This window comes from Streptomyces sp. NPDC005181 (genome assembly GCF_040608395.1).
GTDB lineage: Bacteria > Actinomycetota > Actinomycetes > Streptomycetales > Streptomycetaceae > Streptomyces.
In genome coordinates, this window is sequence record NZ_JBEXID010000139.1 from 1 (window position 1) to 11278 (window position 11278).

Genomic DNA, 11278 nt, shown 5'->3' on the forward strand with positions numbered 1-11278 from the left:
ATCCAACCACACCGCGACGGCCCAACTCGACGACCACCAAGCGTGATGAGGCGGCCGGAACGATCACGCTCCGATTACCAACTGAATGTTTGCGTCCGAACGCTCCGGCGCGCAGGCGACAAGTACCGGGTGAGACCGCCGACCGGTGGTCGAGAGGGAGGGCCCGTGAGCAAGAACGGGGACACCGGGGGCACCCGGGACTTGACCGGGGCGGGGGACGACGACTCGCTGGCGCGCTCCGCGCACGACCCGGCCGCTTTCGAGCCGCTGGTAACGCGGCACTCCACCGCCCTGCACGGCTACTTCGCCCGCCGCGCACCCGTCGCCGCCGACGACCTGCTCGCCGAGCTGTGGCTCCAGGCGTACGCGGCCAGACGGAACTTCGATCCGGCGCGCGGCTCGGCCCGTGCCTGGCTGTTCGGTGTGGCCAGGAACGTGCTGTCCGCGCACTGGCGCAGGCTCGCCCAGGACCGTCCGGGGCTGCCGTCCGACGCGGACGTCATGGACTGGGCGGCCGTCGACGACCGGCTCGACGCATCCGCGCTCGCGCCCGAGCTCTGCCGCGTCATCAGCGAACTCCCCTACGAAGAAAAGGAGTTGTTGCTGCTGATCGCCTGGGAGCAGCTCACCCCGACGGAGGCCGCCACGGTGGTCGGCATCCCCGCGGGCACCGCACGTTCGCGGCTGCACCGTGCCCGCGGCCGACTGCGGGCGCACGCGGCGCTCGCCCCGGCCAAGACCCGCATCCGGATGACTGGAGACCTGGCATGACCGACAACGCACATATCCACGGCTCCATCGACGTGCTCGACTTCCCGGGCGCGGACGACCTGATCGCGGCGGGACGCGTCGAGCCGCCCTCGGCCCAGGTGGTGGAAGCGGCACGCGCCCAGGTTTCGGCGGGCGCCGTCGTCGTACCCCTGGAAGCGCCTCGGCGGAAGCAGTCACGCAGCCGGCGTCTGCTCGTCGCGGCGGCAGCGGTCACGGCGATCGCCGCGGGCGCGGTGGCGTATCCGGTGATCGGGGTCGGCGAGAGCAAGCCGCCGGCGTCCGCGTCCGCGGCGGAGTTCCTGAACAGGATGGCGGCGACGGTCGCGGGCGCGCCGGAGACGGATGCGCCGTACTGGAAGGTGCACGTCGAGGTCGACAACGAGGACGACGGGCTGCGTCAGTCGACTTCGTGGTTCGACCGTGAGGGGCACTTCTGGTCCCGGAACCCCGACGGAAACATCCAGAAGCCGTTTCCCGGCGGCAAGTTGAAGGCCTGGCCGGTGGGCGACGAGTTCCTCACCTGGAAGCAGCTGGAGAGCCTGCCGACGGACCCGGACGCACTGGAGAGGCGGCTCGGTGACAACGCCTTCGGCAAGGTGCCGGCCCTGCTCCAGGACGCCCCACTCGCCCCGGAGGTGCGCGCGGCACTCTTCAAGATCATGGCAAGGACCGAGGGTGTGAAGCTCATCGGCCAGGTCGAGGACACCAAGGGCCGCAAGGGGACGGCTGTGAAGTTCACCGGTCGGCCGGGATGGATGGAGGACCCGGCCACAGGCAAGAGGACGACATTGCCGGCCCGCACGACCCGACTCGTGATCGACCCGGAGTCGGGCAAGCTCCTGGAGTCGTACGACACGGCCAAGGGCATGCCGGACTCCCGCGCCACCTACCTGGAGGTCGGCCCGGTCGACAAGATCGGCTGAACCACCGGACGGGAGCCGGGGCCCGCGGACGGGAGTGCGTGCACCCGCACCCCCGTCCGCGCGGGAACCCCGATCCGGCCTGCCGCTCTTCCTACTTGATCCGAAATGCGTTGGGTTCAGGCTCGTTGACGGTGTTTGAGTGAGCTGGTGGGGGATGCGCGGACGTGGTCGCCGGACGCGCAGGAGGCGGTGCGGTTGCTGGCGGTGTCCGCACTGGTCGAGGGCCGGGACCGGGTGGAGGTTGCCGCCCTGTTCAAGGTACCGGTCAAGGCCGTGGACTGGTCGGCAAAGTGGCAGGCCGACGGGCGGGTGAGCACCAGGTCCTGTCCGAGGCCGAGCAGGCCGCACCGGTTCTCCGTGAACGCCATCCGCGGCCGGATGCACGCTGCTCGCCTCGCTGAAGCGGGACCCGGGCGCGGTAGGGCTGGACTCGCTGCTGACCGAGATCACGAAGCTGAACGACGTGCGCATGCCCTGGGAGGGCGATCACGCCGCAGACCGCGACCAGCCGCCCGGCCTTGCCTTCCACGTCCTGGACGACGGCCGGCGCCTGACCACCCACTACCGCGTCGTGCTCTGATCCCCCGCGCGCACGGCCCGGAGGCATCGTGGTCCATCCCTACGCCCTCGCCGGGTTCCTGGTGGCGGTCCTTCCCTTGGTCGCCACCCCCAGAGGCAGCCTGGCCATGCTGATCCCGTGGTGTTCGAGCTGGGACTCCGGGGCCTGGAAGCCCTCAAGTTCGCTGCGTGCCAGGCCATCAACGAACACGGTGTGGGCATCAGCGCGCCGCGCGCCCCGCACGCCAGCAGCGCGGTCGCCCGCCGCGGTTCCACGGCAGCCGGCGCAGGTCCTCCATGTCGAGCCGCTTGAACTTGCTCCCCCATCGCTGCCGGCTGCCCAGCCTGCCGCCTGCTCTCAGGTGAGGCCCGTGGCCACGTAGTACTGGCGACCTTCTGCGCGTATTCGGACCGTGTGCTGCTTCTGGACCTTCCCGCGGCGTCTACTGGACTAAGGGCTGTCCCGTAAATGGTTCTTGGGTCGGCTTGACGTGACTGTTCGTTGCTGGCCGCCCACCGCCCGCCTACCCGACGAGGGCGAGGTTGTGCATGCGTGCGATGCCGAGCATGGCGTGGTGAACGCCGTCACCTTTGAGGCGACAGTCGCGGAGGATCTTCCAGGTCTTCATGCCGGCGAAGACGTGCTCGACTCGGGCGCGGGGACCTGCTTGCGGGCCTTGTTGTGGGCTTCCGTCCAGCCGGGCAGACCTTCGCCCTTGCGCCGCCTATGGGGCATGACAAGTCCGGTACCGGGATAGCCACCGTCGGTGATTGTGGTGATCTAGCACAGACGCAACGGCTGGACCCGGACGTTCGCCGTCACCGGCCCTTGACCTAGAGCGCGGTCCAGCATCTAGCGTCTCCGTCATGACGACACCTCAGCACAAGATCGGATCGGGCTTCGGTGCCCGGAGCACCGCGGACGACGTCCTGAGCGGGATCGACCTGTCCGGCAGCACCGCGATCGTCACCGGTGGCTACTCGGGACTTGGTCTGGAGACAACCCGCGCCCTGGCGGGTGCCGGAGCCCGCGTCGTGGTCCCCGCCCGGCGACGGGCGGCCGCTCAGGAGGCGGTCGAGGGCATCGACGGCGTCGAGACCGACGACCTCGACTTGTCCGACCTCGAAGGCGTCCGCGGTTTCGCCGAGCGGTTCCTGGCCTCGGGTCGCAAGGTCGACATCGTGATCAACAACGCTGGGGTCATGGCCTGCCCCGAGACGCGGGTCGGCCCGGGGTGGGAGGCCCAGTTTGCCACCAACCACCTCGGTCACTACGCGCTGATCAACCATCTCTGGCCGGCGATCGCCCGCGGTGGCGCGCGCGTGGTCGCCGTGTCCTCCGGCGCCCACGGCATCACCGGCGTGCGTTGGGACGACGTGCAGTTCGAGCGTGGCTACGACAGATGGCAGGCGTATGGGCAGGCGAAGACGGCGAACGTGCTGTTCGCCGTGCAGCTCGATGCGCTCGGCCGCGACGCCGGAGTCAGAGCGTTCGCGCTGCATCCGGGCAGCATCCTCACCCCGCTGCAGCGCCACCTTGCGAAGGCGGAGATGGTCGACGCGGGCTGGATCGACGAGAACGGCAACCCGACCGATCCCACCTTCAAGACGCCCGGGCAGGGCGCGGCGACGCAGGTATGGGCGGCGACCTCCCCCCAGCTAGCGGGCATGGGCGGCGTGTACTGCGAGGACTGCGACATAGCCGAGCCGGCCGGCGACGGCTCGGAAGGCGGCGTGCACGCACACGCGACCGACCCCGAGCAGGCCGCGCGCCTGTGGGCGCTGTCGGCCGACCTCACGGGCGTCGACGCTTTCGCGGCGGCAACCTAGCCCCGGACGTCGCGGGTCACCGTTTCAGGTCTGTGGCCAGCCGGCCCCGGGCCGGTCACACCATACGAATCAACGACCCGCGAGGTACGGGCCTAATGTCCCGTAAAAGATCTTCAGTAGGTAGTCGGCGTGACCTGCGGGGTGTGCGCACCCGTCATGCGCTCTGGTGTGTGGCTGTGCCGCCTCAGGCTTGTCGGGGGAAGTCAGGGCGATCGCCGTAGGACGAGGCGAGGTCGAGCATGTCGTCGCATGGCCAGGGGGCGCCGTCGAACTGGCAGTCGCGGCGGTCGTCCCACGGCAACTCCGGGTCGCCCGCTGCCGTACTGAGGACGCGACGGGCCAGGATGCGTCGCTTGGCCTCGATCTCCGCAGAATGCGGGCCGGGTCGTGCAGCGCCACATGGAGGGCAATCGTGGGGTGGAAACCTGAGAGATCCACCTGCCAGAAGTCGACCGTGTGCCCGTGGGCAGACCACTCCCCGCATTCGTCACCGTTGCAGCGCCGGGCCAGCTTGTCCTCCTCATCCAGCCGGGCCTTGAGGAACGTCACCAGGTCTTCATTCATGGGGACATTGGGCTTGATCCGCTTTGACGGACATCGGAGATCAGGGGCTTCGGCCCCGGGAGGATGTCCATCATGGAGAGCATGGGGAAGAAGAAGCCTCGCCCTCGCCGCTCGTTCACGCCGGAGTTCAAGGCCGAGGTCGTCGAGCTGTGCCGTCGCGGTGACCGCTCGGTCGGACAGATCGCCAAGGACTTCGATCTCACCCAGGCCGTAGTTCGGCTGTGGGTCAACCAGGCCGAGGTCGACGCGGGTGAACGGGCTGGCCTGACCAGTAGTGAACGTGAGGAGCTAGCCGCGTTGCGGCGCGAGAACTGCAGGCTTCGGGGCTGCCCTTTGGGCGGGCGAGAAGTGTCGGTCCAGGAGGCGCTCGGAGACGGAGTCGAACGTCTCGCCGGGACCGGATGATTCGTAACCCTCGGCGAGCCAGCGCTTCATGGCGTTCGGGTCGGTGGGGGCGTGGTGCTTGGGGCAGCGTACTTTCATCCATTCCGCCACAGGTACCTCCTGGGCGTTGGCGCTCTTGTACGGTGCGCGCGTCCCGCCTCGGGAACGTGGGAGCGTAGAGGCCGGCTCCGGCTTCGTGGGCCGTTGCGGGGTAGCGGTAGCACACTCGCCATCCGCTTCAACGGGCCTACCGCGCGGGCCCGGGTCTCTGCTCTGCTGCGGCGCCCCGTTGATAGGGCCACTACCCCACGCACAGATCAATGGACTGGTCCGGCGGGAGCGTTGAGTGGGCCGTGACGTGCCTTCGGGCGGCGAGCCGCTTGGCCTGCCTGTGCTCCGCCTGAGCAGGTCACGGTGACCGGCGAGGCAGGCGGGACATCGAAGGAACGCGGCTTCGGGGTGGCGGTATGGGTCTGGTGTCGAATGGTCCGAACGGGGCCAGGACGCTCAAACCCAGTTGCGTCGAGCTGCCGCGACACCAGCGCCGAACCGGCTGGTGGTCCCCAGCTCTGCGTAAAGGTCTTGGATCCGCCGCCGCAGTGTCCGTGTCGAAACCCCGAACTGGCGGGCAATGGCGTCGTCCTTGACCCCAGCAGCAAAGAGCGCAAGCAGGTTCCGTTCTTCGTCGGTGGGCTTCCGCGTCTGGTCGCCTTGCGTGGACGGCCCTGGTGACGGCAATGACTCGGAGTCGGGGCCCCCACTCAGTGAGGGCGCAATGGCCCAGTAATGCTCGAAGAGCTCGGTCAATGCCATCAGCAGGGGGGGTGCTTCGGTGTAGAGACACTCGTTGCTGTCGGCTGACAAGCTCAGCGAGACCATCGCGGCCGACCGGTCCGCCATCGCCAATTTGATGGGCAGCGCCGGCACGACCCTGGCTTCTTCCCCACGCGACACGAGGCTGCCCAGCGCCTGCCAGCCGCCTTCAGCATCGAAACTGGCAGCCGCGTAGACGACACGCACCCGCACCCCGCGCCGGACCGCCGCCTCGTCGAGTGGTCCATTCGGAGCCAGCAGGAACGGAGGGCGGTCCATGGCGCAGATCTCGGATCGCGCATCCTGCTTCAAGCGGTAGTAGCAGTCGCCGACCGCCTCCGGACCGCTGATGGTCCTGGTGGCGGGTTCGGCCGTACTGGACCGCCTGGCGTCGTCGAAGATCGCACCCAGTGGCCCCGCCGCGTCTCGCACGGCAGCCAGCTGACGCTCGCGTGACTCCACCAGTGTCCGCAGCGCGTGACGGGGATCCACCGTGAGGAACGCCCCTGAGGATCTACGGCTGACCAACCCGGAGTGGTGCAGACGTTCGAGCAAGGCCAACGCGTGCTCGAAGCTCAGTCCGAATGCCGCCACTATCTCGTCGACAGTCCCGCCACCGCGCACCAGTAGATGGCGATAGACAGCCTCCGCCTCTGTATCGAGTCCAACCAACTCCAAGGGTGCGTCGTTTTCCATCATTACTCTCCTCCTCTGGCCTTTGCTCGTGTGATGCCGATCAGGAAAATACAAGCCGTGGTGGTGGCCGGAGGAACGGGCCCCTGTCGTCGGTTGCCTCCAGTTGGGGTCCCTCGATCTGCTGCCGCCGCAAAGGACGACATCTTCGATCGACTCGAGGCACCACCCCGGCTACCGGGACGAGAAGCCCAGGGCCAGGACGCCGGGCCCCGGCGTGCGGGCTGAACATCCGGAGCATCATGCCTGCTCGCAGCGTCCAGCCGGGCTGTCGACGAAGGCAGGAAGGCTGGTGTGACGATCCGTCAGAGCACCAAGTAAACGGCGGTTACGGCCATTGCGGTTTTTCGCTGGGGCGTAACATACGCGTGAGGCATACCCGGCCGCACCGTGCAGGACAGCGGCGGCCCGACTTGCATGGTTGGGCTTCCTTGGGAATCTGACAACTCCTCGCCCCTTGCAGCATGTCCTGCTTGGAGATCATTGCGCCGACTTGCGCCATGTCCACTTGGTGACGTGGCAGAGAAGTGCCAAAGCACTGACTTTACAGGGATACGAACGGATGGCTGACTGCCAAGGACTGCTACCCATCTAGTTCATGAGGTTCCCTTGCGTATGCCTCCGTCCCGCAGACGCGGGTTGACAGCCGCCGTCGCCGCCCTGGTGGTATTGACGGCCACCGGTCCTGCCGCGTCGGCCGACGCCACTGCGACGTCCCCATCCCCCCACACAATCGCCGACGCCCAGCCCGCGACGGTCCGCACCGTCACGCTCATCACCGGTGACAAGGTCACGGTGTCCGGGAGCGGCGGCAAGCACTCGGTCACGTCGGTTACCGATCCGCACGGCAGGGTCGGCGGCGCCCATGTCATGTCGGTCGGCGACGACACCTACGTGTATCCCGAGGCGGCGGTGCCGTACATCGCGTCCGGGGTTCTGGACGAGCACTTGTTCAACGTGACCGAGCTGCTCGCGGACGGGTACGACGACGCGGGCAGCGATCACCTGCCGCTGATCGTCACGTACACCGACGCGGCGGCCCGCTCCCGGACCATGAAGACCCCGCAGGGGGCGAGCAGGACCCTGGCCCTGAGCAGCATTCAGGGCGCGGCGCTCTCCGCGAAGCACGCGCGAGCTGCGGACTTCTGGACCTCGCTCACCGGTGCCGCGGCGCGGTCCGCGGAGTACCGGAAAGCGGGGTCGGCGCCGGCGGCGCTGACGGGCGGGATCGCGAAGGTGTGGCTGGACGGGAAGGTCAAGGCCACGCTGTCCGACACGACCGCGCAGATCGGCGCCCCCGAGGTCTGGGCGGGCGGGGACACCGGGCAGGGCGTGGACGTCGCCGTCCTGGACACCGGCATCGACGCCGCACACCCGGACTTCGCCGGCCGCATCGCGGCGACGGAGAGCTTCGTGCCCGACCAGGACGTCACCGACCGGCACGGACACGGCACCCATGTCGCCTCCACCGTCGCCGGCACCGGCGCCGCCTCCGGCGGCACCGAGAAGGGCGTCGCCCCCGGCGCCTCGCTGCACATCGGCAAGGTCCTGAACAACCTGGGCAGCGGGCAGGACTCCTGGATCCTGGCGGGCATGGAGTGGGCCGCCCGCGACCAGCACGCCAAGGTCGTCAGCATGAGCCTGGGCAGCAAACCCACGGACGGCACCGACCCCCTCAGCCAGGCGGTGAACCGGCTCAGCGAGGAGACCGGGGCGCTGTTCGTCATCGCGGCCGGCAACTCCGGCCCGGCGCCGTACAGCGTGAGCGCCCCCGGCGCCGCGGACGCCGCGCTGACGGTCGGCGCGGTGAACGGCCCGGGCAAGGGCGTGGACCAGCTGGCGAGCTTCTCCAGCCGCGGCCCCCGCAAGGGCGACAACGCCATCAAGCCCGATCTGACCGCCCCGGGTGTGAACGTGCTGGCGGCGCGCTCGCAGTACGCACCGGAGGGCGAGGGCGCCTACCAGACGATGAGCGGCACCTCCATGGCCACCCCCCACGTCGCCGGTGCAGCCGCACTGCTGGCTGCCGAGCACCCGGACTGGACGGGGCAGCAGCTCAAGGACGCCCTGGTCAGCACCGTCTCGAGCACCGAGCGGTACAGCCCCTTCGCGGCCGGCAACGGGCGGCTCGACGTCGCCGCCGCAGTGAAGGCCACGCTGGTCGCCTCCGGGAACGCGTTCGCGCAGGCCCACTACCCGTACACGCCGGGCCAGACCGTCCGCAAGGATGTCACGTACACCAACACCGGCGCCGAGCCGGTCACCGTGGACCTGTCCCTGAGCCAGGGCCAGCTGCCCGAGGGCCTGCTCGCCCTCACCGACACCCGGCTGACCGTGCCCGCGCACGGCACCGCCACCGTCGGCGTGATCACCCACCTCGACGCGGCACAGGACAACGCCGCCTACTCCGACCGGCTCGTCGCCACCGGCGCCGACGGCACGGTTCTCACCCGCTCGCCGGTCGGCGTGAACAAGGAGGGCCAGCGGGCAACGTTGTCGGTCACGGCCAAGGACCGTCGCGGGGCCGCCCTGCCCGGCATCCTCATCCTGAAGGACGTCGAGCGCAACACCACGCCCAAGATGTACGAGATCGACGCTTCGGGCCGCATGAGCCTGCACCTGTCCCCAGGCACCTACTCGGCGTGGATGTACGCCGACGTGCCCGGCATCGACGGCACGCACACGCTGGGCGCCGCCGTGTTCTCCGCGCCGCAGATCGACCTCGACACCGACCGCACTGTCCGCTTCGACGCCGCGGACCTGCGCAAGGCGGCCGCCTTCACCCCGCAGCCGACCGCCAACCAGTTCATGAGGGTGGACCAGTACCGCACCAACAGCGGCCTGTTCCCGTTCTTGGACAGCTACATGCCCGACTACTGGCGGTACAACAGCCTCTGGGTGACCCCGACACCGAAGGTGACGAAGGGCTCGTACATCTTCGCCACCCGCTGGCGGCAGATCCAGCCGCCGCTGACGTTCTCCGCCGGCTCGCAGACCTACGACGACGTCGTCATCCAGAGCCTGTCCCCCAAGCTGCCGGAGGGCACGGGAAGCTACCGGGCCGTGTGGGCCGGCAACGGCTCGGCCGCGGAGTTCCGCAAGCTGAAGGTGCGCGGCCAGGTGGCGGTCGTCCGCCGCAGCGACACCGTGTCCGCCCCGGACCAGGCCGCGGCCGCGGCACAGGCCGGTGCCAGGCAGCTGCTGATCCTGAACGACGGCTACGGAAAGCTGGACCCCTGGGCGCACCTGCCCGACGCCGCCCCACTGCCGGTGGCCTCGCTCGGCACCGACGACAGCGCACGGCTGCTGAGCCAGATCCGCAAGCCCGGTACAGCGACGCTGAAGGTGGTCTCGCACCCGTATCCGCGCTACGTCTACGACCTGGTCCGCCACCACGACGGGGCGGTCCCCCGGGATCCGTCCTACCGGCCCGGCCCAGGCGAACTGGCCCGGATCGACGAGTCGTTCCGCAACACCGTGCAGGGCGAGGCCGTCCAGTACCGCGAGGATGTGTCCGTCATCTTCGACAGCCCCATGTTCAGCCAGCCGACGGCGGTTGCGGCCCAGGGCACGCTGACGTCCTGGGTTTCGGCGGGCCCCGACACCCGCTGGGTCCCCACCGCCAGCATGCGTGACCTCTACCAGGGGGGCGCGGGGCGCTCGTACAAGCCGCGCAGCACCACCAGCGAGACCTGGTTCTCCCCCATCCAGCACCCGCGGCTGCTGAACGACGGCATCATCTGGCGGGCCCCCTACCGGACCGGCGACATCATCAACACGTCGCTGCTGCCTGCCTGGGGGGACTCCGGCGGTCACGGGGGCGGCGCCTGGATCGCCGCCGACACGACGAAGATCTCGCTCTACCAGGGCGACCAGCTGCTCGGCGAGGACTTCAACGAGCGCATCCTCTCTGCCGAGGGGCTGTCACCGGACCCGCTGCCCTACCGGATCGTGGTGGAGGGCAAACGGAACCTGCCGGACCGCCCGTACTCGACCCGTACGCGTACCGAGTGGGGGTTCACCTCCAGCACGAACACGACGGACTACACGGCTATGACGCCTCTGCCGCTGGTGCAGCTCGACTACGCGGTGCCCACCGACCTGTCCGGCAAGGCGCACCGGCGGACCGGGCTGACGGTCACCCCCTCGCACCTGAAGGGCGCGACGGGCGCGGGGAAGATCCGCATGGTGGCGCTGGAAGTGTCCTACGACGACGGAGCCACCTGGCACAAGGCGACGCTGCGTCAGTCGGGTCACAACTGGAAGGCGCAGCTCGACGCGCCGTCCCGGGCCCGCTTCGCGAGCCTGCGCACCACCGCGCGGGACACGAAGGGGAACAGCGTGAGCCAGACCCTGATCCGCGCCTTCGGTCTGAAGTAGCGACGGCGGGCGGTTGACGAAAGGGCCCCTGTCCGCGGTGGAGACCGCGGACAGAGGGCCGCACGAGGGCATCTGGGTTGTTCGTCATAAGACGATCTTGGATGCCCTCGTTCTCATGCCCGTACGCACCCCTTGGAATCGATCATCTGGCCTCCGCCTGGTCGCGGCTGTGGCGGTGGACTGAAGTTCCCCCTCTGAACTGGACAGCCTGATACTGGGACGGATTGGTCCCGGAGGAAGTAGTCCAGGTTGAGTGGCAAGAGCAACATGAAGTCAACACCGTTGCGTTTACCTCCGTGAGCGGTTCTCGAGCCCGTGCTCGAAGAACGTGATGGCGGTATGGATGGTGTAGTTCTGGCTGG

6 protein-coding genes and 3 pseudogenes are annotated in these 11278 nt (G+C 69.0%); 6 read left to right on the forward strand and 3 right to left on the reverse strand.

Translation table 11 applies throughout. The features are described from left to right. Positions 1-165: 165 nt before the first annotated feature. The 3 genes and pseudogenes from ABZV38_RS37360 to ABZV38_RS37370 form a co-directional block, all read left to right on the forward strand. Entirely contained in the window at positions 166-771 is a 606-nt protein-coding gene (locus ABZV38_RS37360) for a sigma-70 family RNA polymerase sigma factor (RefSeq protein ID WP_356333030.1), read from the forward strand. Beyond that, positions 768-1694: a CU044_5270 family protein gene (locus tag ABZV38_RS37365; RefSeq protein ID WP_356333032.1), complete on the forward strand. Its 927-nt coding sequence runs from the start codon at positions 768-770 to the stop codon at positions 1692-1694. The genes ABZV38_RS37360 and ABZV38_RS37365 overlap by 4 nt, the downstream gene beginning before the upstream one ends. A 463-nt stretch (positions 1695-2157) precedes the next feature. Then, positions 2158-2274 (forward strand): annotated as a pseudogene (locus ABZV38_RS37370) (phosphodiesterase); the annotation flags it as partial. Between the two features lie 502 nt (positions 2275-2776). Here the strand turns inward: ABZV38_RS37370 and ABZV38_RS37375 are convergent. Next, positions 2777-3027, reverse strand: a pseudogene (locus ABZV38_RS37375) (transposase); the annotation flags it as partial. 92 nt (positions 3028-3119) lie between these two features. On the opposite strand from ABZV38_RS37375, the gene ABZV38_RS37380 reads away from it, so the two are divergent. Beyond that, positions 3120-4082 (forward strand): SDR family NAD(P)-dependent oxidoreductase, encoded by a 963-nt coding sequence (locus ABZV38_RS37380; protein WP_356333034.1) that lies wholly within the window; start codon positions 3120-3122, stop codon positions 4080-4082. A gap of 69 nt (positions 4083-4151) precedes the next feature. Here ABZV38_RS37380 and ABZV38_RS37385 read toward each other — a convergent pair whose 3' ends face one another. Beyond that, positions 4152-4646 carry a DUF6221 family protein gene (locus ABZV38_RS37385; protein ID WP_356333036.1) on the reverse strand — a complete coding sequence of 165 codons (495 nt, stop codon included), beginning with the start codon at positions 4644-4646 and terminating at the stop codon, positions 4152-4154. An 81-nt stretch (positions 4647-4727) separates the two neighbouring features. Here ABZV38_RS37385 and ABZV38_RS37390 point away from each other — a divergent pair. After that, a pseudogene (locus ABZV38_RS37390) lies at positions 4728-4970 on the forward strand (transposase); the annotation flags it as partial. A gap of 567 nt (positions 4971-5537) precedes the next feature. Here the strand turns inward: ABZV38_RS37390 and ABZV38_RS37395 are convergent. Beyond that, complete coding sequence (locus ABZV38_RS37395; RefSeq protein ID WP_356333038.1) at positions 5538-6542, reverse strand: LuxR family transcriptional regulator; 1005 nt, start codon at positions 6540-6542, stop codon at positions 5538-5540. 609 nt (positions 6543-7151) lie between these two features. Between ABZV38_RS37395 and ABZV38_RS37400 the strand changes: the two genes are divergently transcribed. Next, entirely contained in the window at positions 7152-10916 is a 3765-nt protein-coding gene (locus ABZV38_RS37400) for a S8 family serine peptidase (RefSeq protein WP_356333040.1), read from the forward strand. Positions 10917-11278: the final 362 nt, after the last annotated feature.

What these genes read in the sequence shown, in the direction of transcription:
- ABZV38_RS37365 (WP_356333032.1), top strand. Translation starts at nt 768, where the DNA reads ATGACCGACAACGCACATATCCACGGCTCCATCGACGTGCTCGACTTC.
- ABZV38_RS37380 (WP_356333034.1), top strand. Translation starts at nt 3,120, where the DNA reads ATGACGACACCTCAGCACAAGATCGGATCGGGCTTCGGTGCCCGGAGC.
- ABZV38_RS37385 (WP_356333036.1), bottom strand. Translation starts at nt 4,646, where the DNA reads ATGAATGAAGACCTGGTGACGTTCCTCAAGGCCCGGCTGGATGAGGAG.
- ABZV38_RS37395 (WP_356333038.1), bottom strand. Translation starts at nt 6,542, where the DNA reads ATGATGGAAAACGACGCACCCTTGGAGTTGGTTGGACTCGATACAGAG.
- ABZV38_RS37400 (WP_356333040.1), top strand. Translation starts at nt 7,152, where the DNA reads ATGCCTCCGTCCCGCAGACGCGGGTTGACAGCCGCCGTCGCCGCCCTG.